Source organism: Dactylosporangium maewongense (genome assembly GCF_039531485.1).
GTDB classification, from domain to species: domain Bacteria; phylum Actinomycetota; class Actinomycetes; order Mycobacteriales; family Micromonosporaceae; genus Dactylosporangium; species Dactylosporangium maewongense.
Window position 1 is genome coordinate 369,233 of the sequence record NZ_BAAAQD010000004.1, and the last position, 20,062, is coordinate 389,294.

Consider the following 20,062-nt stretch of genomic DNA (forward strand, 5'->3'; position numbering starts at 1 on the left):
GGGGTACACCACGACATGTCGAAATTCCTGCGCGTCACAGCCATCCTGACCGTGGTGTTGGCGTCTGTACTGATGTCCGCGCCGGCGTCGGCCTCGCCCGTTTCGCCCGCTGTGCTGGATCTCCCCGAAGGGTTCCAGCCCGAGGGCATCGCGACCGGTCCCGGGCCCTTCGCGTACCTCGGCTCCCGCGCGGACGGCCGCATCTACCGCGCCAACCTCGTCACCGGCAAGGGCACCGTGATCAGCCCCGCCGTCGGCACCCCGTCGCTGGGCATGAAGACCGACCAGCGCGGCCGTCTCTTCGTCGCCGGCGGCAACGCCGGCAACGCCCGCGTCATCGACCTGCGCACCGGCGCCGTCCTGCGCTCCTACCAGTTCGCGACCGCGCCCACGTTCGTCAACGACGTCGTGCTCACCCCGCGGGCCGCGTACTTCACCGACTCCAACAAGGCCGTCGTCTACCGGCTGCCGCTCGGGCGCGACGGCTCCCTGCCCGCCACCTTCGAGACGCTACCGCTCACCGGCGACTTCGTCCTCGACCCGAACGGCCTCAACCTCAACGGCATCACGCAGACCCCGGACGGGCGCGCCCTGATCGCCGTGCAGTCCAGCACCGGCTACCTGTTCCGCATCGACCCCGCGTCCGGCGTCACCGCCCGCATCGGCGACCTGGCCCTCGTCAACGGCGACGGCCTGCTCACGATCGGCCGCACCCTGTACGTCGTGCAGAACCGCCTCAACCTGCTCACCTCGGTGAAACTGTCGAAGGACGGCCGCGCCGGCACCGTCATCGCGTCGGTGACCGACGCCCGCTTCGACGTGCCGACGACGGTCGCGAGGTTCGGCAACCGGCTGTACCTGCCGAACGCCCGCTTCACGACGCCGCCGACGCCGACCACCCCGTACACGGTCGTCGCCGTCCGCCTCTGACCTTGATGTGTGCGGCCTTTGATGTGTGCTGCCGCCACCGGACACCCGGTGGCGGCGGCACGTCAGTCGTCCTGCTGTTCCTTCTTCTTGCGCTCCTCGTCCTTCTCGCGCTGCGTGGCGAGCTCGAGCGCGAGGACCGCGGCGAGGATCAGGACGTGGTTCTCCGAGTCGGCGATGCGCACCGCGTAGCTGTCGCGGATGCTCAGCCAGCGCTTCGACACCGAGGCGACCTCGCGGCCGTCGCGCTCCACCGTGTACTCGTGGTCGAACAGGTCACCGCTCATCGTCAGGTCGCCATCGCCCGGCACGTCGATGGTGAACTTCTCGCGGAACGGCGTGAACAGCTTCTTGCGGACCTCCGCGGCGTCCTCGCCGGCGATCCTGATCTGGTACGTGGGCCGCAGCGCGATCAGCTGCCGGTGGACCGACGCGACCTCGGCGCCGTGGAGGTCCTCGATGACCAGCTTGTCACGCAGGCTCAGCACCTTGCCGTCGACGTGCAGCACCTTGCGGCCCGAGTCGTCGGTGATGTCGAAGTCGTCACCGATGTCGAAGAACCGTTCCTTGATGACATACATGATCCCGATTCTCCTCCGGTCAGGCGTTCCCTGCCCGGCGGGCGAGCGCCACGGTCGTGCGCAGGTCGAGGGTCGTGCCGCCGCCGAGGCCGTCCAGCGTCCGCGCCAGCGCGGCGAGGAGCGTCTCCTGCTCCTGCGGTGTCCTGGCCCGGAACGGGCCGAACGTGCGGACCAGCCGCAGGTACTCCGCCGTGCTCATCGGCAGGTCGCGGCCCATCCGCACCAGCTCCACGCCGGTGAACAGGCCCGCCGCCGCGATGTCGTCCCGCGCCCAGGTGTCGGGCCGTGGCCGCACGCCATCGTCGGGCACCGACCGGAACGCGGCGTCGATCGAGGCCGCGTGCGCCGGGTCGGCGTACGCGTACCGGTGCCCGAACACGGCAAGGGTCCCGCCGGGCGTGATCGCGTCGAACGCGCGCTTGGCGCGTGTTTGCGGGTCGAGCCAGTGCCACGCCATCGCGCAGCCGAGCAGCGACACCCCGCCCGGCGGTGGCACCCACCGCTCGAACGGCGCCGCCACCACCGTCACCGCGGGAAACCGGGCCTGGAGGACCGCCGCCATCCTCGCGTCCGGCTCGACGCACGTGACCGGTGCCCCCAGCCCGAGCAGCACCGCCGTGCCGTGCCCGGTGCCGGCGCCGATCTCCGCGACCGTCTCCAGTGGACGCTCCATATAGGACGCCATCGCCGGGCCGACCTCCGGCGGGTAGCCCGGCCGGGCGTCGTCGTACACCGCCGCGACCTCACCGAACCGGTTTCCCCGTCCCTGCATGCCTCAGATTTTGTCAGACCCCGGTGGTAGGACTTTGGCATGCGAAGACAGGTCTCTCACGGCGGGCACCCAGTGCTCGCCGTAACGGTGATGGAGGTCGGGCAGCCGCCAGTCGTCGCCGGTCACCGTGCCGCGGCACAGGGTGGAGCCGCAGCCGCACGGCATGGTGAAGCCGGGGGCGGTGGTGCTCGTCGCGTAGTCGTTGGTGAGCTCCTCCCCGGCGTCGATGTCGCGCCGGGCGGCGAGCGTGTAGGCGTCGACCCACCACAGGTTCGGGTCGCAGCTGTGGTTGCCCTTGCCGTTCGGCCTGCCGGGCGGCACCACGAGGTGCAGCGTCCCGCTCACCGTGATCGTGTCGATGTATGGGCTGCCGGGCCGCCGGGCCGCTTCGGCGAGCATGTCGCTGAGCTCGGCCCAGGTCACCAGCCGCCCGCCGAGCCGCGACACCGCGGTGCCCGCGGGGATCCTGGCCCGGGCGAAGAGCCCGTCGCCGGCGATCCCCGACACACCCACCTCGACGTCGGGGTGCAGCCAGCAGTCGGGTTGGGGAGCGTCCACCATGCCGCAATCCTGCCCCAATTGAGCCAGGGTGCCGCGGCGCGTGTGGATGGGTCGGCGCAGCATGTGTGCGGTGTTGTCCTGTGGACGTCTGCTGTGGACGTCTCCTGCGGACGCGGTGGTGTTCGTCCGCCCCGGGCGGGGCGGTGGCGGGACGGCCCGAGGGGTCACGGCGCCGGGGTGGTGGTGACGTTGTGCCACAGGTGGAGGTGGCCGTTGCCGTCGGCGGCGGCGAGGGTGGTGCCGTCGGGGTGGAAGGCTAGGGCGTTGACGAGGCGGGTGCCGGTGTTCAGGAAGCGGGGGTCGGGAGTGCCTGGCGCGGGGCGCAGCTTGATGATGCCGCTCGCGCAGCCGATGGCGAGCACGTCGCGGCCCCAGGCGAGGGACAGGACCCGGCGGCGGCCGCCCGGGTTGCGGGAGCCGGTCAGGGTGCCGGTGGCGACGTCCCACAGGCGGACCACGCCGCCGAGGCCGCCGGCGGCGAGGGTGGTGCCGTCGGGGGAGTAGGCGAGCGCCATGACCTGGGCGCGGTGCCCGCGCAGGGTGGCGCGGCGGGTGCGTGACGGCACGTCCCACAGCAGCACGGAGCCGTCGAAGCCGGCGCTGGCGAGGGTGCGCCCGTCGGGGGAGAACAGCACCTTCTCGACGTGGCCCGAGTGCCCGGTCAGCACCGCGAGGGGTTCGCCGGTGGCAGCGTCCCACAGCCGCACGGTCAGGTCGATGCTGCCGGTGGCGACGAGCCGGCCGTCCGGCGAGACCGCGGCGGACTTCAGCGGCGCCGTGTGGCCGGACATGGTGGCCAGCTCCGCGCCGGTGGCGGCGTCCCAGCGTTGGGCGAGGCCGTCGGCGCTGCCGGTGACGATGCTCCGGCCGTCGGGGGTGAACGCGACCGCCATGACCCAGCCGCCCGGCGCCGACCGGTCTGCCCCGGTGTCCTCGCCGGTCCGCGCGTCCGCGATCCGCACCGTACAGTCGGCGCCGCCGGTGGCGACCAGCGTGCCGTCGGGCGAGAAGGCCACCGCGGCCAGCCCGTCCTGCCGCGGGTCCACGGACACGTCCGGCAGGCGGCCCATGCCGCGGTAGGAGTCCTTGACGAGCTTCGGGTAGCCGACGAACCCGAGCAGGAACACGCCCACCCGGCCGGCGGTGGAGTCCAGCTGCGTCATCCACCACACGGCGCCGACCGGCAGGATCACCCCGAATATCACCCCACACATACACAGTGATGCTGATAGTTACGAAGGTGATCGTCAATGGCCGGGAAGAGGTCTCGGACACATCCCGGACAGCAGACACCGGACCGTTGCGCGGGTGCAGGAGAATAGCCCGGGCGTGATCACAGGTAGATCACGTTCACTGGGTGCCGCCAACCGCGCGGCGGGGGGAATGCGTCGGAGGTTGTGTGAGCCCAACTCTCGGCGGGGTGACGGGGCCCGCCCAGCGGGCGACCCTGCCCACAATCCCGCGTCAACGTGTCCAGCCCGACGGTGTTCGTACACCGGCGGCGACGACAAGCCGGAAGACCCGGCTCGTCACGGTCGGGGCGGTCGTCGCCGGCCTGGCGGTCCTGCTCCTCGGCTACCTGCGCATGGCGCGGGCCACCCCCACCAACAGTGACGCCGCCGCCAACGCGCTGCAGGCCTGGGACATGCTGCACGGTGACGTGCTGCTGCGCGGCTGGACGCTCAGTGACGTGTCGTTCTACAGCACGGAGCTGCTGCAGTACGCGCTGATCGAGGTCTTCTTCGGTCTCGACCAGCGCGTCGTGCACGTGGCGTCGGCGACCACCTACCTGCTGCTGATCGTGTTCGCCTCGCTCGCCGCCAAAGGCGACGCGACCGGGCGCGCGGCGTGGGCGAGGGTCGCGGTGGTCGTCGCGACCCTGCTCGTGCCCCAGCCGCACGGCGGGTGGGCGGTCGTGCTGTACGCGCCGGATCACACCGGCACCGCCGTGCCGCTGCTGCTCGCCTGGCTGCTCGTGGACCGCAGGTCGGCGACGCCACTGCGCCGCTGGTGGCCCGTCGGGGTGCTGGTCGTGCTCGCGCTCGCGCAGGTCGCCGACCCGCTGGCCATGTTCATCGGCGCGGTGCCGCTCGCGCTGGTGAGCGCGGCGCGGCTGATCCGCGGGCGGACCTGGCGCGGCACCGACGCGCACCTGCTCGCCGCCGCCGCCGGGTCGGTCGTGCTCGCGCACGCGCTGCTCGCCCTGGTCTGGTGGGCCGGCGGCTTCTCGGTGCACTCACCGGTGGCGCGCTTCAGCCCCGCCGCGGAGCTCGGCGACCACGTGGTGACGGCGGTGAACGCGACCGCACACAACTACGGCGCGTACCTGCCGACGCTGGACGGGCCGCTCGCGCTCGCCGCCGGGCTCGTCAACCTGGCGCTGCTGCTGCTCGTCGTGGCCGCGCTCGGCGCGACGGTGGTCCGGTTCTTCCGCACGTCCCCGGACGGCGCTTCGCCGGACGGCAGTTCTCCGGGGGGCGGTGACCGGATCGCGCAGGTCCTGACGGCCGCGACCCTGGTCAACCTGTCCGCGTTCATCGCCTCCACGCAGGCCGGCGACATCGGCAGCGCCCGGCAGATCGTCGCCGTGCTGCCCTTCGGCGCGGTCCTCGCCGCCAGGGTGTGGGGCGACCGGCTCCTCACGGCCGCCCCCGCCGTACGGCGGATCGGGGCCGTCGCCGGCGTGATCCTCGTCGTCGCGTTCGCGACCCAGTCAGCCGGCGCGAAGCCGCAGCCGCCGGAGGCGCACGAGGTCGCGGAGTACCTCGTCGCGCACGACCTGCGGTACGGGCTCGGCAGCTACTGGGGCTCCAACGTCATCACCCTCGCCAGCAACGGACGGGCGCAGGTCGCGCCGGTGATCGGCCCCGACATCCGCTCGTACCGCTGGGAGTCCGACGCCGACTGGTACGACGCCACCAAGCACGACGCCCGGTTCCTCGTCATCGACCTGAAGCACGCCCGGTACGGCACGGTCGACGCCGCGGTCGCGCAGTTCGGCGTGCCCGTCGAGCGTCACGACTTCGGCCGGTGGGCGCTGCTCGTCTACGACCACAACCTGCTCGCCGGACTGCCCGCGCAGTGCGGCGGCCTGGCCGCCGCCACCCACACGCACTGCCCGCCCCTGTCCCCGAAGATCCCCGGCGCCGGCCTGTTGGACTGATGACCAACCCCATGGACGGCCGACCCCATGGGCGGCCGTCCATGACTGGCCGGCTGGACCGATGGCCGGTTCCGTGGGCGGTCTGCTGGCGGATACCGGCCGTCCACGTGCCCGAGCTCAGTGGTCGCGTTACACCATGTGCAATTCCTGGACTGATGGCTGATGCCGGTCTGCCGGGCTGATGGTGGATCTCGTGGGCGGTCTGATGGCAGACCCGGGTGGGGTGCTGATCGCCGACGAGACCGGCTTCGTGAAGAAGGGCACAGCGTCGGCGGGGGGTGCAGCGGCAGTACACCGGCACCAGCGGCAAGGTCGACAATTGTCAGATCGGGTGCCGGAAGGCGAAGGTGCCCGACGACGTGGGGATCGCGACCAAGCCGCAGCAGGCGCAGACGATGCTGGAACGAGCTGCCGGTGCGGGGGTGCCGTTCGCGTGGTTCACCGCTGATGAGGTCTACGGGCAGAACCCGGGCCTGCGCACGTGGTGTGAGCAGCAGGAAATCGCCTACGTGATGGCGACCCGCTGCGACGACGAAGTGCCCTCCGGGCTGCATGCCACCACCCGCGTGGACGAGCTCATCGCCAGGGTGCGGCCGGGAGCGTGGACACGGATGTCCTGTGGTGACGGCGCGCACGGCCCCCGGGTCTACGACTGGGTGGCCACACCGATCCGGCAGCAGTTCCCGCACGGCCGCCGTGGCTGGGTCCTCGCCCGACGCAACATCAGCACCGGCGAGGTGGCCTTCTACCGGTGTTTCGGGCCGCGCGGCACCCGGCTGCGGGTCCTGGTCGCCACCGCCGGCGCCAGATGGGCGGTGGAGGAGTCGTTCCAGACCGCGAAGAACGAGACCGGCCTGGATCAGGACCAGGTCCGCCGCTACGACGCCTGGTACGCCCATGTCACCCTGGCCACGGCCGCCGCCGCGTTCCTGGTCATCACCCGCGCCGCCGAGCAGACGCGGGGGGACCGAGCCGGGACCGGACATGCTGATCCCGTTGAGCAGCAACGAAATCCGTCGCCTGTACACCCGGCTGACCCGCCGTTGCAGTACCAACCCACCGTAGCATCACCGGAAAAATTTCTTGTCGGTACTGCACTGACCGTAACTCCCCGCCGTCAGCGCGTCAAGCGGCGGTCCGGTTCCGGTGGTGAGTGGGCGCTCGCTGGGCGCCGAAAGTTTCGGGGGTATTTCGGTACTGCTTCCTGGGGTGTACGGTCCCCATCACTGTGTTGCCGTTCGAAAGGTTGCGGCATGGTGACGAAACGGCCGACGATGGCGGAGATCGCGCGGGAGGCCAACGTGGCGATCTCTACCGTGTCCAAGGTCCTCAACGGGCACACCGACGTCTCGAACACGACCCGCAAGCACATCGAGCAGCTGCTCGCCGATCGTGGCTACCAGCGGCCGCACGCGTCGCGCCGGCCCGGGCGCCGCAGTGACCTGGTCGACCTGGTCATCAACGAGCTCGACAGCGTCTGGGGGCTGTCGATCCTGACCGGGGTCGAGGAGGTCGTGGAGGCAGCGGGCCTCGGGCTGGTGGTCTCCGCGGTACACAACCGGGAGAGCCTGACCAGACGGTGGCTGGAGTCGCTGCTGGCCCGCGGGTCGCAGGGCGCGATCCTCGTGCTGTCCGAGCTCAGCGAGCACCAGCGGGCCGAGCTGGCGCGCCGGAGCATGCCGTTCGTCGTCGTGGACGGGGTGAGCCAGCCGCCGCCGGACGTGGCCTCGATCGGCGCGACCAACTTCGCCGGTGGGTACGCCGCGACCGAGCACCTCGTCGGGCTCGGGCACCGGCGGATCGCCGCGATCGGCGGGCCGGAGCAGCTGCAGTGCACCCGCGCCCGCATCGCCGGCTACCGTGCCGCGCTCGAGTCGGCCGGGATCGCCGCGGACCGGCACCTGGTGCGGTACGGAAACTTTCACCACGACGGCGGGCTGCGGGCGATGGCCGGCTTCCTGGCGCTGCCGGACCCGCCGACCGCCGTGTTCGCCGGCAGCGACCAGCAGGCCACCGGCGTCTACGAGGCGCTGCGGCAGGCCGGGCTCGGCGTGCCGCACGACGTGAGCGTGGTCGGCTTCGACGACCTCAACTTCGCCGAGTGGACCGCGCCGCCGCTGACCACGGTCCGCCAGCCGCTGCACGAGATGGGTGTCGCCGCGGCCCGGACCCTGCTGCGCATCATCGCCGGTGAGCGCCTCGAGTCGACCCGGATCGAGCTGGCCACGCGGCTCGTGGTCCGGGAGAGCACCGCCGCGCCGGCGATGGTGCCGCTGTAAGAGTCGGCGATGGTGCCGCTGTAAGGACCGTCACGCTCGGTATACGGGACAGGGGGCTGACGGGGCGTCGCGGGCGGCGGACGATGGCGGGTATGGGCAAGGTCTACGAACGGATCGACGGCCGGCTGCGGGCCTTCATCGAGGCGCAGCACATCTTCTTCACCGCGACCGCGCCGCTGTCCGGCGACGGCACCATCAACCTGTCCCCGAAGGGGCTCACCGGCTCGTTCGCCGTCATCGACGAGCTGACCGTCGCCTACCTCGACTTCGCCGGCAGCAACGCCGAGACCGTCGCCCACCTGCGGGAGAACGGGCGGATCACGCTCATGTGGTGCGCCTTCGACGGCCCGCCCAACATCGTGCGCGTGCACGGCCGGGGCGAGCCGGTGTTCCGCGACGACCCGCGCTGGTCCGGGCTCGTGGCACACTTCCCCGGCATCGACACGACCCAGCACGGCCTGCGCGCGATCATCGTCGTGCACGCCGAGCTGATCCGCGACACGTGCGGCTACGCGGTGCCGTTCATGACGTACGACGCCGACCGCGACCTGCACGGCAAGCGCTTCGCGCGGGAGGACGACGCCTCGCTCGGCGCGTACTTCGAGAGCAAGGAGCACGTGGGGGTCAGCATCGACGGGCTGCCGGGCCTGCCGCTGCCACTGCCGCCGACCCCCGTTTGAGGTAAAGGACGGAACCTGTCCGCAATGGTGGGCAGGATGGACCCTGACAAGCGAAACAAGCGAAACAAGCGAAACAAGGGGTCCTGTCATGCCGGATAACGTGCCTCCGGTCGCCGACGAGCGTTCAGGTCTGCTCGCCTTCCTCGACCAGCAGCGCCAGGGCGTGCGCATCGCCGCGTTCGGGCTCACCGACGAGCAGGCCCGGCTCGCGCCGGCCGCGAGCACGCTGAGCGTCGGCGGGCTCGTCAAGCACCTGGCCCAGATGGAGCGCAGCTGGGTCGCGACGATGCTGCAGCGGCCCTCGCCCGCCGTCGACTACGAGGACGGGTTCGTGCTGCGCGCCGACGAGACCCTCGCGGACGTCCTGGCCGACTACGTGAAGGCCGGCGAGGAGACCGACGCGGCGGTCGCCGGGATCGCCGACATGGGGCAGCCGGTGCCGGTGCCGAAGGGCGTGCCGTGGTTCCCGGACGACGTGGACGCCTGGTCGGTCCGCTGGGTGCTGCTGCACCTCATCGAGGAGACCGCCCGCCACGCCGGCCACGCCGACATCGTCCGCGAGGCCGTCGACGGCGCCACCTGCTGGCCGCTGATGGCCGCCGCGGAGGGCTGGCCGGCGACGCCCTGGGTGCAGCCCTGGCAACCCGCCACCGGGACCGCGCAGCCCGTCTAGCCTGGGGTTCATGGCCGTCCTCCGACGCGCCCCGGCGGTGGCCGGGGCAGTGGTCGCCGCCGTCGCCGCGAGCGGGGCCGCGATGCTGGCAGGCTCGGGTCGTGGCGAGCCGGCCGGCCCGTCCCTCGTCGCCCAGGTCGCGCCGGCCCCACCGCCGCCAGGACCGTCCGGCCCCGGATCCGGCCCGCCCGACGGGTCGCCGCAAGGTCCGCTGGACGGGTCGTTGCCGGGTCAGGTGTACGGGTCGCCGCCTGGCCCGTTGGACGGGTCGCCGGGCGGTTCGGTGTCGCCGTCCGGGCTGGCGACGGGGCCGTTCGCCGGCGCCGTGACCGGGCCCGCGTCGCCGTCGCCGTCGCCGTCGATGGAGCCGCCGTCGCCCGGGGCGTCGCCGTTCGCCTCCGGTGCCGCCTGGGGCGCCGTGAACTGCGCCGAGGTCCGCATCCGCTTCGCCGGCGGCCCGCCGACCGACGCCGGCGGCCCGCTCGTGCCGTTCGGCGCGACCACCGTGACCCGCTGCGAGACGCCGCTGGCCAGCACGGCCCCCGCGGTCACCGGCCTGACCCCGCCGAAGGTCCTCACCACCGACGTCGACCGCCTCGCCGCGATCCTCAACGCGCTCCCGGCCGTCCCCGCCGACCAGGCCTGCCTGCCGATCACCCTGCCGGTCCAGGTCAGCCTGGTCTTCACGTTCCGCGAGCAGCAGCCGCTCGCGGTCGTCGTCGACCCCACCTGCTCGGCGCTGATCGCGGGGGACCGGGCCAGGTCGTACACGGCGATGAACCCACTACCGGTCTTCGACGCCCTCTTCAGCGCCCAGCCCGGCGTCACGCCCTCCGCACGGCGATGACCGCACCGTCCGGGCCGAGGACGACCCGGCCGCCCAGCGGGGCGTCCAGGACGAGCGTGTGCTGGGCGTAGCGGAGCACGTCATCGGAAGCGCAGTTGTCGCGCGTCGACCCGGTGCCCGCGGCGCGCAGCCCGACGGCGACCGCCGCCGGGGAGGCCACCGCCTCGGCGGTGACGGTGACCACGGGGCTGCCCGGGCAGGCCCCGCCGGCGGGTGTGAGCAGCGCGACGGTCAGCGTACGGTCGTCGTCGGCGATCACGGCGGTCGTGCCGGCGTCCGGGTTCTCGCCGGGCCGCCACAGCGCCGCCGGGTCGACGGCGGGCCACGCGATCGCGCCGAGCACGCCCGGCCCGGAGAACTGCCACGCGGGCAGGGCCAGCGGCCCCCGGTCGGTGGGGAACGTCGCCGGCGCGTACCGGACCTGGTCCAGCACGAGCACGGGGTCGGCCGAGCCGGCGAGGGGGCGGGCCAGCGCCGCGACGGCCGCGGCGGCGCCGATGACACCGAGCTCGGCCGGCCCGTCCGGCAGCGCGACGGTCGCGGTCGCCGGCCCGGCGGGCAGCGCGGCGGTCACACTGAACCGCTTCGCCGCGAAGGCCTGCTTCGCGGCGCCGTCGGTGAACCCCGCACCGGCCGACGCAGGGTCGCCGAGCAGCACGACCGGCCGCGGATGCCGCCCGGCCGGGAAGTCCGACCAGCGGGCGAGCGCGGCGCGGTCGGGACCGGCCGTGCCGACGACGAAGGGCGGTGGGCCACCCCGCCGGAAGTCCGGCCCCGCACAGCCGGCGAGCAGCACAAGGACCGCCACCACCACGGCGACCGCTGCCCTCCGCGCCGTCATCTCGCCGGGAGGCCCGCGGCGTCCGACGCCGCGGGCCTCACGGGGTGAGTGCGGGTCAGCCGAGCTTGAGCCACAGGGCGCCGAGGGGCGGGATGCGGAGCTCGGCGGAGGCGGGCAGGCCGTTCCACGGCTTGGCGGTGGCCTCGACGGCGCCGAGGTTGCCGACGCCCGAGCCGCCGTAGATGTCGGCGTCGGTGTTGAGGATCTCGGCCCAGCGGCCGGCGAAGGGCAGGCCGACGCGGTAGCCCTCGTGCGGGTGGGCGGCGAAGTTGACGACGACGGCGACCGCCGAGCCGTCGGCGGCCCAGCGCAGGTAGGAGAAGACGTTGCCGCCGGAGTCCTCGTTGTTGATCCAGCGGAAGCCGTCGGGCGTGACGTCCTGGCTCCACAGGGCCGGGGTGCGCTGGTAGACGGCGTTGAGGTCGCGGACGAGGCGCTGCAGGCCGGCGCGCTGCGGGTCCTGCAGCAGGCCCCAGTCCAGGCCGCGCTCCTCGCTCCACTCCTGCTCGTCGCCGAGCTCGCAGCCCATGAAGAGCAGCTGCTTGCCGGGGAAGGACCACATGTAGGCGAGCAGCGCCCGGGCGTTGGCGAGCTTCTTCCACAGGTCGCCGGGCATCTTGCCGATGAGGGAGCCCTTGCCGTGCACGACCTCGTCGTGGCTGATCGGCAGCATGTAGTTCTCGCTCCACGCGTACACCGTGGCGAACGTCATCTGGTTGTGGTGGTACTGCCGGTAGACGGGGTCCTTGGCGACGTAGGTCAGGGTGTCGTGCATCCAGCCCATGTTCCACTTGAAGCCGAAGCCGAGGCCGCCGGAGTCGGTGGGGCGGGTGACGCCGAGCCACGCCGTGGACTCCTCGGCGATCATCATGATGCCGGGGTGGTGCTTGTAGACGGTCGCGTTCGCCTCCTGGAGGAAGGAGATCGCGTCGAGGTTCTCCCGGCCGCCGTACTGGTTCGGCGCCCACTGGCCGTGCTCGCGGGAGTAGTCGAGGTAGAGCATGGAGGCGACGGCGTCCACGCGCAGCGCGTCGGCGTGGAACTCCTCGCACCAGTAGAGGGCGTTGGCGACGAGGAAGTTGCGGACCTCGGCGCGGCCGAAGTCGAAGATGAGCGTGCCCCAATCGGGGTGTTCGCCGCGCCGCCAGTCGCCGTGCTCATACAGCGGCGTGCCGTCGAAGCGGGCGAGGGCCCAGGCGTCCTTCGGGAAGTGCGCCGGCACCCAGTCGAGGATGACGCCGATGTTGGCCTGGTGCAGGCGGTCCACGAGGTGACGGAACTCGTCGGGGTGGCCGAAGCGGGCGGTCGGCGCGTAGTAGCCGGTGACCTGGTAGCCCCACGACCCGCCGAACGGGTGCTCCATCACCGGCAGGAACTCGACGTGGGTGAAGCCGAGGTCGGTGACGTACTCGGTGAGCTGGTCGGCGAGCTCCGTGTAGGACAGGCCGGGGCGCCACGAGCCGAGGTGCACCTCGTAGACGCTGATGGGCGACTCGTGGTTGCGGCGGTCGGCGCGCTGGGCGAGCCAGTCGGCGTCCTTCCAGTCGTACGTCGAGCGGTAGACCACCGACGCGGTCGCCGGCGGCACCTCGGTGTGCTGCGCGAGGGGGTCGGCCTTCTCGACCCAGCCCTCGTAGGGGGTCAGCAGCCGGAACTTGTACCGGTTGCCGGCCTGCGCGCCCGGCACGAACAGCTCCCAGACGCCGCTGCCGCCCAGCGACCGCATCGGCCAGCCGTCGTGCGGGCCCCAGCCGGTGAAGTCGCCGACGACCCGGACGCCGCGGGCGTTGGGCGCCCACACCGCGAACGCGACGCCGCCGGGGCGGGTCTGCGCGCCGAGGACCGTCCACAGCCGCTCGTGCCGGCCCTCCTGGATGAGGTGCAGGTCGAGCTCGCCGACGGTCGGCAGGTGCCGGTACGGGTCGTCGGTCAGCACCCCGTCGGCGTCGATGCGGTAGTCGGTGATGACGCCGGGCAGCTCGATCTCGAAGACGCCCTCGTCGTGCACCTGCCGCATCGGGTGGCGCTCGTCGTCGACGACGACCGACACGGTGCCGGCGCCGCGGCGCATGGCCCGGACGACGGTCGTCTCGGCCCCGGAGCCGGCACCAGCGCCACCGACGGGGTGGGCGCCGAGGACGCCGTGCGGGTCGTGCGAGCGGCCGGCGATGAGGTCGTCGAGATTCATAAGCTCCGTCACCTGGGTTCCGTCAGAGAGCCGTTGACCAGCCGCTCGATGGACTGCAGGGGGATCCGCAGCCAGGTCGGCCGGTGCCGCGACTCGTAGGCGGTCTCGTAGACCGCCTTGTCCAGCTCGTAGGCGCACAGCAACGCCTGATCCTCGCGGGGGTCGTAGCCGGCAGCCGCAGCGTAGCCGTCGCAGAATGCGGCGCGGTTACGGTCCACCCACTGCTTCGCCCGCGCGGCGAGGGCCGCGTCACCCTCCTCGCCGACGAGCAGCTGGTAGGCGGCGTACTCGTAGGAGCGCAGCATCCCGGCCACGTCCCGCAGCGGCGAGTCGGGCCGGCGGCGGACCTCCACCGGTACACCCGGCTCACCCTCGAAGTCGATCAGCAGCCACGACTCGGGGGTCCGCAGCACCTGACCAAGGTGCAGGTCGCCGTGGATGCGCTGCACGGTGATCGGGTCGTCGCCGGCGTCGCGGAACATCGCCTGGACGCCCGGCACGAACTCGGCGAGCTGCGGCACCGCCTGGACCGCGGCGTCGAGCCGGGCCAGCATCGCCTCCGCCGGCGCCGGGGCGGTCTGCGTGCCGAGCTCCACGGCCAGGGTGCGGTGCACGTGCGCGACCGCCTCCCCGAGCCGCCACGACTCGGCGGCGAAGTCGCCGCCGACCTCGTCAGGGTTGAGGTCGTGCTCCGCGAACAGGTCGCGGGCGCTGGTCGCGGCCATCGCCCAGCCCTCCGCGGAGTTCTGCGCGTACTCGGTGACCATCGCGAGGGTGACCGGCGCGCCGTCGGCGTCGGTGCTCTCCACCGCGCCGAGCAGCCGTGCCACGTTGGGGCAGCCGGCGCGGGCGAGGACCCGGTTGAGCTCCAGGTCCGGGTTGATGCCGGGGCTCACCCGGCGGAACACCTTGAGGATCGCGGCGCTGTCGTACACGACGCTGGTGTTGCTCTGTTCGGCGTCCACGACCCGGGCCGGCGCCTGCACCGGCAGCGCCACGCCGGGCTCCGGCACGAACCGGACCCCTTCGACGGTGGCGCCGGTGTCGATCAGGCCGAGCAGGCGCTGCGCGGACTGCTCGTCGTAGAGCGCGTCGAAGCCGGCACGGTCGTGCTCGGCGCCGATCAGCGCCGCCGCGTGCAGCTCCGGCACGACGTTGAGGTCCCAGCCGACGAACACCTGGTAGCGCTCGGTGCCGCCGTCCTCGTAGTGCGCGTCGAGCAGCACGTGGTCGACCTGGTCGGGCAGCGCCGTGACGGACGCCGGGCGGACATCGGTCAGGGTGCGGTTGCGGCCCGCGTACCACCGCTGGTGCGGCAGCCACTCGGTGAACGGCAGCGTCGTCATGAGATGGGTCTCTCCTCAGCTCTGCTCGGCCGGCGCGACGAGCTGGAACCAGTAGAAGCCATGGCCCGGCAACGTCAGCAGGTACGGCAGTTGGCCGATGTTCGGGAACTGGACGTGTCCGGTGAGCTCGATCGGGGTGTACCCGGCCCACTGTTGCAGGTTGAGCTCGATCGGCTGGGGGAAGCGCGACAGGTTGTTGACGCACAGGACCACGTCCTCCTCGTGCACGCGCACGAACGCGAGGATCGAGGGGTTGGACCCGCCGAGCTCCCGGAACACACCGACCGCGAAGGCCTCGTGCCGCCGTCGGACCTGCAGCATGGTGCGGGTCCAGTTCAGCACCGACGTCGAGCTCTCCTTCTGGGCCTCGACGTTGATCGACTGGTAGCCGTACACGTGGTCCTGGATCGCCGGCAGGTACAGCCGGCCCGGGTTCGCCTGCGAGAAGCCGGCGTTGCGGTCCGGGGTCCACTGCATCGGGGTGCGCACGCCGTCGCGGTCGCCGAGCCAGATGTTGTCGCCCATGCCGATCTCGTCGCCGTAGTACAGGACCGGCGACCCGGGCAGCGACAGCAGCAGCGCGGTGAACAGCTCGATCTGGTTGCGGTCGTTCTCCAGCAGCGGCGCGAGGCGCCGCCGGATCCCGACGTTGGCGCGCATCCGCGGGTCCTTGGCGTACTCCGCGTACATGTAGTCGCGCTCCTCGTCGGTGACCATCTCCAGGGTCAGCTCGTCGTGGTTGCGCAGGAAGATGCCCCACTGGCAGTTCGCCGGGATCGGCGGGGTGTGCGCGAGGATCTCCGAGATGGGGAAGCGCGACTCGCGCCGGACCGCCATGAAGATGCGCGGCATCAACGGGAAGTGGAACGCCATGTGGCACTCGTCGCCGTCGCCGAAGTACTGCACGACGTCGGCCGGCCACTGGTTGGCCTCGGCGAGCAGGACCCGGCCGGGGAACTCGTCGTCGATGACCTTGCGGCAGCGGCGGAGGAACTCGTGCGTCGCCGGCAGGTTCTCGCAGTTGGTGCCCTCGTCCTCGAACAGGTAGGGCACCGCGTCGAGGCGGAAGCCGTCGATGCCCAGCCCGAGCCAGAACCGCAGCACGTCGAGCATCTCCCGCTGGACCTCGGGGTTCTCGTAGTTGAGGTCCGGCTGGTGGTGGAAGAACCGGTGCCAGTAGAACTGCCGCCGCACCGGGTCGAACGTCCAGTTGGACTCCTCGGTGTCCACGAAGATGATCCGCGCGTCGGAGTAGGCGGTGTTGTCGTCGCTCCAGACGTAGTAGTCGCCGTAGGGCCCGGTCGGGTCGCGCCGCGACTCCTGGAACCACAGGTGCGAGTCCGAGGTGTGGTTCATGACCAGGTCGGTGATGACCCGGATGCCGCGCTTGTGGGCCGCGTCGAGCAGCTCGACGAAGTCCTCGACCGTGCCGAAGTCCGGCAGCACCTTGTAGAAGTCGCGGATGTCGTAGCCGCCGTCGCGCAGCGGCGAGTCGTAGAACGGCGGGAGCCAGAGACAGTCGACGCCGAGCCACTGCAGATAGTCGAGCTGGCCGATCAGTCCCTGGATGTCCCCGGACCCGTCGGCGTTCGAGTCGGCGAACGCGCGGACGAGCACTTCGTAGAACACCGCGCGCTGATACCAGGTCTCGTCCGCCGGCAGGATTCTCGCGTTGCCGAAGTCACTGGCTGAGGGGTGTTCGACCGTGCCGTCCGCGACGACGTGGGTGCCCTCGACCGGATCCGTCATGCTGCCACCTACCTTGTGCTGTCACCGGTGACGATGCACCGTGAACACGTGTGCCGGCTCGTACAGGGGGTCGAGTCGGACCGCGTTGTGTTGTCCCCAGTCGAAGGTCGCACCGCTGAGCTCGTCGCGCACCGTGAACCGCTCGTGCCAGTCGAGACCGAGCGCGGGCATGTCCAGGGTGGTGTTACCCCACTGGACGATGTGCGAATCCAGCGAGACCACGACGAGCACGGCGTTTTCGCTGTCAGGGTCCCGTTTTGAGAAGCACAGCAATTGTTCGTTGTCAATGCCGTGGAAGACGGTGTTGCGCAGCCAGTGCAGTGCGGGGTTGTCCCGGCGCACGAGGTTGAGCCGGCGCAGGTACGGCGCCAGGGACTCCCCGACGGCCTCGGCGGCGGCCCAGTCCCTGGGGCGCAGCTGGAACTTCTCGTTGTCCAGGTACTCCTCGGAGCCCGGACGGTGCAGGTGCTCGTAGAGCTCGTAGCCCGAGTACATCCCCCACGAGGGGCTCAGCATGCTGGCCAGGACCGCCCGGATCTTGAACATCGGCGGGCCGCCGTGCTGCAGGTGCTCGGGCAGGATGTCCGGCGTGTTGGGCCAGAAGTTGGGCCGCATGTAGTCGGCGGCGGCGATCAGCTCCTGTACGTATTCACGCAGCTCCCACGCCTGCACGCGCCAGGTGAAGTACGTGTAGGACTGGGTGAACCCGATCTTGCCCAGGCCGTGCATCATCGCGGGCCGCGTGAACGCCTCCGCCAGGAACAGCACGTCGGGGTCGACCGACTTCACCTCGTTGATGATCCAGTGCCAGAACCCGACGGGCTTGGTGTGCGGGTTGTCGACCCGGAAGATCTTGATGCCCTGCTCGACCCAGTGCAGCACGATGCGCAGGATCTCGTCGCGGATGCCCTGCGGGTCGTTGTCGAAGTTCAGCGGGTAGATGTCCTGGTACTTCTTCGGCGGGTTCTCCGCGTAGGCGATCGAACCGTCGGCGCGGGTGGTGAACCACTCGGGGTGCTCGGTGACCCACGGGTGGTCCGGCGCGCACTGCAGCGCCAGGTCCATCGCGATCTCGACGCCGGCGTCGCCGGCCGCGGCGATGAACGCCCGGAAGTCCTGCAGGGTGCCGAGGTCCGGGTGGATCGCGTCGTGCCCGCCCTCCTCGGCGCCGATCGCCCACGGCGAGCCGACGTCCTGCGGCCCGGCGACCAGGGTGTTGTTCGGCCCCTTACGGTTGACCCGGCCGATCGGGTGGATCGGCGGCAGGTACACCACGTCGAACCCGAGCTCGGCGACCTCGGCCAGGCGCGGGGTCGCGGACGCGAACGTGCCGTGCTTGATCGGCTTGCCGTGCTCGTCGACGAGTGCGCCCTGGGAGCGGGGGAAGAACTCGTACCAGGCGGAGAACAGCGCCCGCTTCCGGTCGCACCACAGGGGCAGCTCCTTGGAGCGGGTCACCTGCTGGCGCAGCGGATGACGCCACAGCACGTCGGTGAGGCCCAGCGCCGGGGACACCCTGGCGAACAGCGGGATCGTCGTGTCGGCGAGGGCCTGCGCGGCGCCGGTGACCCGGGAGCGCTCCGCCACCGGGACGCCGGTCGCGGCCTGGTTGAGCAGCGCCGCGCCCTCGGCCAGGTCGTTGCCGAGGTCCTGCAGGCCCTGCCCGGCACCGATCTTCTTCGTGACGGCGTCGTGCCAGGTCAGGTACGGGTCGGAGAAGGCCTCGACCGCGAACGTCCACGCGCCGACCGCGTCGGGGCGCACCGTGCCGAGCCACGTGTCGGTGCCGACCGGGCCCGGACCCATGCGGGTGAACGGGCCCTCCTTGCCGTCGGGGCCGATGAGGACCACGTTGCAGCCCATCATCGAGTGGCCCTCACGGTAGGAGACGGCCGTCACCGGGACGAGCTCGCCGACGACGGCCTTCGCCGGGAACCGGCCGCCCTCGACCTGTGGGGTGACCTGCTCGATGGGGAACCGGTCCGCGGTCACGACACTCGGACCGGTGGCGGCCTGCCATGTTCCCGCGGGCGCGTCTGGCACCACCACGGGATCCTCGGAGGCGAGCGCGGTCTCGGTGTCGGTCCGGGCGATGGCAGGTGCTTCGGGTGTCGGGGTACCCATGATCCTCACCGTATCGAATCCGCGCGGGGTTGGCAGCGTTAGCGTCGTCTTCCTACGGCATGATGCGTTGACCCTTGCCGATGACCACGATCCCGCCCTCGGAGACGGTGTAGCGGGTCCGGTCCTTCTCCAGGTCGACACCGATCTCGGTGCCCTCCGGCACGATGACGTTCTTGTCGATGATGGCGTTGCGGATCACGGAGTGCCGGCCGATGTCGACGCCCTCCATCAGCACCGAGCCCTCCACGTGCGCCCACGAGTGGACCTTCACGTTGGGCGACACCACCGAGTTCTCCACCAGGGCGCCGGAGATCACCGCGCCGGGGGAGATCATCGACCCGACCGCCCGGCCGACCCGCTCACCCCAGCCGTGCACGAACTTCGCCGGCGGCCACGGGCTGTTGCCGGTGTAGATCGGCCACTCGAAGTTGTACAGGTTGAACACCGGCTGCACGGCGATGAGGTCCATGTTGGCCTCGTAGAACGAGTCCAGGGTCCCGACGTCGCGCCAGTAGCCGCGGTCGCGGTCCGAGCTGCCCGGCACGACGTTGTTGCTGAAGTCGTAGACGGCCGCCTCATGCTTGTCGACGAAGTACGGGATGATGTTGCCGCCCATGTCGTGCTTGCTGGACGGGTCCTGCGCGTCGCGGGTGACCGCGTCGATCAGCGCCCCGGTGGTGAAGATGTAGTTGCCCATCGACGCGAAGATCTCGTCCGGCGCGTCCGGCAGGCCCCGGGCGTCGCGGGGCTTCTCCCGGAAGGCGGAGATCCGCCGCCCGTCGTCGGCGACCTCGATCACGCCGAACTGGTCGGCGGTGGACAGCGGCTGCCGGATCCCGGCGACCGTCACCGCCGCGCCCGACTCGATGTGCTGGCGCATCATCTGCTCCGGGTCCATCCGGTAGATGTGGTCCGCGCCGAACACGATGACGTAGTCGGGACGCTCGTCGTTGATGAGGTTCAGGCTCTGGTAGATCGCGTCCGCGGACCCGGCGAACCAGCGCGGCCCGAGCCGCTGCTGCGCAGGCACCGGCGTCACGTAGTTGCCGAGCAGGGTCGACATGCGCCAGGTCTTCGTCACGTGGCGGTCCAGCGAGTGCGACTTGTACTGGGTCAGCACGACCATCTTCAGATAGCCGCCGTTGGCCAGGTTCGACAGGACGAAGTCGATCAACCGGTAGATGCCGCCGAACGGCACCGCCGGCTTCGCCCGATCAGCGGTCAAGGGCATCAATCGCTTGCCCTCGCCGCCGGCGAGGACGATCGCGAGGACTTTTTTGGCGGCCATGGTCGAGACGCTAAACGTGTCCGGCGTGTTGCGCCAGACGAAC

General features: G+C 71.5%; 16 protein-coding genes and 1 pseudogene. 7 read left to right on the forward strand and 10 right to left on the reverse strand.

The window, feature by feature from the left end; genetic code table 11:
- The first annotated feature begins 15 nt into the window (after window positions 1-15).
- Window positions 16-930 (forward strand): NHL repeat-containing protein, encoded by a 915-nt coding sequence (locus ABD332_RS13735; RefSeq protein WP_344502221.1) that lies wholly within the window; start codon window positions 16-18, stop codon window positions 928-930.
- Window positions 931-992: 62 nt separating this feature from the next.
- Here ABD332_RS13735 and ABD332_RS13740 read toward each other — a convergent pair whose 3' ends face one another.
- From ABD332_RS13740 to ABD332_RS13755, 4 genes are all read right to left on the reverse strand, one after another.
- Window positions 993-1,508, reverse strand: coding sequence for an LURP-one-related/scramblase family protein (locus ABD332_RS13740; protein ID WP_344502222.1), 516 nt, complete (start codon window positions 1,506-1,508; stop codon window positions 993-995).
- Window positions 1,509-1,527: 19 nt separating this feature from the next.
- A complete protein-coding gene (locus ABD332_RS13745) occupies window positions 1,528-2,280 on the reverse strand; it encodes a class I SAM-dependent methyltransferase (RefSeq protein WP_344502223.1) in 753 nt (250 codons plus the stop codon).
- A gap of 3 nt (window positions 2,281-2,283) precedes the next feature.
- Entirely contained in the window at window positions 2,284-2,841 is a 558-nt protein-coding gene (locus ABD332_RS13750; protein ID WP_344502224.1) for an SET domain-containing protein, read from the reverse strand.
- A gap of 164 nt (window positions 2,842-3,005) precedes the next feature.
- Complete coding sequence (locus tag ABD332_RS13755) at window positions 3,006-4,055, reverse strand: WD40 repeat domain-containing protein (RefSeq protein ID WP_344502225.1); 1,050 nt, start codon at window positions 4,053-4,055, stop codon at window positions 3,006-3,008.
- Window positions 4,056-4,240: 185 nt separating this feature from the next.
- Between ABD332_RS13755 and ABD332_RS13760 the strand changes: the two genes are divergently transcribed.
- The 6 genes and pseudogenes from ABD332_RS13760 to ABD332_RS13780 all read left to right on the forward strand — a co-directional run bounded on the left by ABD332_RS13760 (window position 4,241) and on the right by ABD332_RS13780 (window position 10,483).
- Window positions 4,241-6,004 carry a hypothetical protein gene (locus tag ABD332_RS13760; protein WP_344502226.1) on the forward strand — a complete coding sequence of 588 codons (1,764 nt, stop codon included), beginning with the start codon at window positions 4,241-4,243 and terminating at the stop codon, window positions 6,002-6,004.
- Window positions 6,005-6,218: 214 nt separating this feature from the next.
- Window positions 6,219-6,957 (forward strand): annotated as a pseudogene (locus ABD332_RS60055) (IS701 family transposase); the annotation flags it as partial.
- Between the two features lie 321 nt (window positions 6,958-7,278).
- Entirely contained in the window at window positions 7,279-8,283 is a 1,005-nt protein-coding gene (locus ABD332_RS60060) for a LacI family DNA-binding transcriptional regulator (protein WP_425552193.1), read from the forward strand.
- 92 nt (window positions 8,284-8,375) lie between these two features.
- A complete protein-coding gene (locus ABD332_RS13770) occupies window positions 8,376-8,963 on the forward strand; it encodes a pyridoxamine 5'-phosphate oxidase family protein (RefSeq protein WP_344502228.1) in 588 nt (195 codons plus the stop codon).
- A gap of 88 nt (window positions 8,964-9,051) precedes the next feature.
- A complete protein-coding gene (locus ABD332_RS13775) occupies window positions 9,052-9,636 on the forward strand; it encodes a DinB family protein (RefSeq protein ID WP_344502229.1) in 585 nt (194 codons plus the stop codon).
- Between the two features lie 10 nt (window positions 9,637-9,646).
- Window positions 9,647-10,483: a hypothetical protein gene (locus ABD332_RS13780; RefSeq protein ID WP_344502230.1), complete on the forward strand. Its 837-nt coding sequence runs from the start codon at window positions 9,647-9,649 to the stop codon at window positions 10,481-10,483.
- Here the strand turns inward: ABD332_RS13780 and ABD332_RS13785 are convergent.
- The 6 genes from ABD332_RS13785 to glgC all read right to left on the reverse strand — a co-directional run bounded on the left by ABD332_RS13785 (window position 10,461) and on the right by glgC (window position 20,019).
- Window positions 10,461-11,294: a hypothetical protein gene (locus ABD332_RS13785; protein ID WP_344502231.1), complete on the reverse strand. Its 834-nt coding sequence runs from the start codon at window positions 11,292-11,294 to the stop codon at window positions 10,461-10,463. The genes ABD332_RS13780 and ABD332_RS13785 overlap by 23 nt on opposite strands.
- A gap of 85 nt (window positions 11,295-11,379) precedes the next feature.
- The gene (gene glgB, locus ABD332_RS13790; protein WP_344502343.1) at window positions 11,380-13,512 is read right to left on the reverse strand and encodes a 1,4-alpha-glucan branching protein GlgB; all 2,133 of its coding nucleotides are present in this window, start codon (window positions 13,510-13,512) and stop codon (window positions 11,380-11,382) included.
- Window positions 13,513-13,520: 8 nt separating this feature from the next.
- Window positions 13,521-14,858 carry a maltokinase N-terminal cap-like domain-containing protein gene (locus ABD332_RS13795; protein WP_344502232.1) on the reverse strand — a complete coding sequence of 446 codons (1,338 nt, stop codon included), beginning with the start codon at window positions 14,856-14,858 and terminating at the stop codon, window positions 13,521-13,523.
- A 15-nt stretch (window positions 14,859-14,873) separates the two neighbouring features.
- A complete protein-coding gene (gene treS / locus ABD332_RS13800) occupies window positions 14,874-16,607 on the reverse strand; it encodes a maltose alpha-D-glucosyltransferase (RefSeq protein WP_344502233.1) in 1,734 nt (577 codons plus the stop codon).
- A 21-nt stretch (window positions 16,608-16,628) separates the two neighbouring features.
- A complete protein-coding gene (locus tag ABD332_RS13805) occupies window positions 16,629-18,731 on the reverse strand; it encodes an alpha-1,4-glucan--maltose-1-phosphate maltosyltransferase (RefSeq protein WP_344502234.1) in 2,103 nt (700 codons plus the stop codon).
- A gap of 52 nt (window positions 18,732-18,783) precedes the next feature.
- Entirely contained in the window at window positions 18,784-20,019 is a 1,236-nt protein-coding gene (glgC, locus tag ABD332_RS13810) for a glucose-1-phosphate adenylyltransferase (protein WP_344502235.1), read from the reverse strand.
- Window positions 20,020-20,062: the final 43 nt, after the last annotated feature.

Coding starts and splice junctions, on each gene's coding strand:
- ABD332_RS13735 (WP_344502221.1), top strand. CDS start 16: ATGTCGAAATTCCTGCGCGTCACAGCCATCCTGACCGTGGTGTTGGCG.
- ABD332_RS13740 (WP_344502222.1), bottom strand. CDS start 1,508: ATGTATGTCATCAAGGAACGGTTCTTCGACATCGGTGACGACTTCGAC.
- ABD332_RS13745 (WP_344502223.1), bottom strand. CDS start 2,280: ATGCAGGGACGGGGAAACCGGTTCGGTGAGGTCGCGGCGGTGTACGAC.
- ABD332_RS13750 (WP_344502224.1), bottom strand. CDS start 2,841: ATGGTGGACGCTCCCCAACCCGACTGCTGGCTGCACCCCGACGTCGAG.
- ABD332_RS13755 (WP_344502225.1), bottom strand. CDS start 4,055: ATGTGTGGGGTGATATTCGGGGTGATCCTGCCGGTCGGCGCCGTGTGG.
- ABD332_RS60060 (WP_425552193.1), top strand. CDS start 7,279: ATGGCGGAGATCGCGCGGGAGGCCAACGTGGCGATCTCTACCGTGTCC.
- ABD332_RS13770 (WP_344502228.1), top strand. CDS start 8,376: ATGGGCAAGGTCTACGAACGGATCGACGGCCGGCTGCGGGCCTTCATC.
- ABD332_RS13775 (WP_344502229.1), top strand. CDS start 9,052: ATGCCGGATAACGTGCCTCCGGTCGCCGACGAGCGTTCAGGTCTGCTC.
- ABD332_RS13780 (WP_344502230.1), top strand. CDS start 9,647: ATGGCCGTCCTCCGACGCGCCCCGGCGGTGGCCGGGGCAGTGGTCGCC.
- glgB (WP_344502343.1), bottom strand. CDS start 13,512: ATGAATCTCGACGACCTCATCGCCGGCCGCTCGCACGACCCGCACGGC.
- ABD332_RS13795 (WP_344502232.1), bottom strand. CDS start 14,858: ATGACGACGCTGCCGTTCACCGAGTGGCTGCCGCACCAGCGGTGGTAC.
- treS (WP_344502233.1), bottom strand. CDS start 16,607: ATGACGGATCCGGTCGAGGGCACCCACGTCGTCGCGGACGGCACGGTC.
- ABD332_RS13805 (WP_344502234.1), bottom strand. CDS start 18,731: ATGGGTACCCCGACACCCGAAGCACCTGCCATCGCCCGGACCGACACC.
- glgC (WP_344502235.1), bottom strand. CDS start 20,019: ATGGCCGCCAAAAAAGTCCTCGCGATCGTCCTCGCCGGCGGCGAGGGC.